Source organism: Undibacterium sp. SXout7W, from assembly GCF_049339385.1.
Classification (GTDB): domain Bacteria; phylum Pseudomonadota; class Gammaproteobacteria; order Burkholderiales; family Burkholderiaceae_D; genus Undibacterium.
In genome coordinates this window covers 1-326 of the sequence record NZ_JBMPPF010000117.1, presented here as the reverse complement: position 1 = coordinate 326, position 326 = coordinate 1, and the positions used below count along the sequence as shown (strand labels likewise).

Annotated in this window: 1 protein-coding gene; it reads right to left on the bottom strand. The window is 59.2% G+C overall.

What is annotated here, in order from left to right; all coding sequences use genetic code 11:
* Window positions 1-326, bottom strand: a 326-nt coding sequence (locus ACO0LB_RS20735; RefSeq protein ID WP_423052609.1) for a tRNA-guanine transglycosylase, incomplete at both ends; no start/stop codon positions are given.

The following is a 326-nucleotide window of genomic DNA, read 5'->3' as shown; positions in this document are numbered from 1 at the left end:
AGTGCGGCTTGTTGGCCGGCATTTTCGGGCCGACGTGGGCCAGGATGCGCATCATGTCTTCCTTCGGCTCGCCGACCGACAGGCCACCGATGGCCAGGCCAGGGAAATCGATCTCTTCCAGCTTGGCCAGCGATTCGTCACGCAGCATTTCATACATGCCGCCCTGCACGATGCCAAACAGCGCATTCGGGTTCTCACCGCGGTGGAATTCATCTTTCGAGCGCTGCGCCCAACGCAAGGACATGCGCATGGATTTGGCCGCTTCTTCGATGGTGGCTGGACGGCCTTGAATTTCATACGGCGTGCATTCGTCGAATTGCATGACG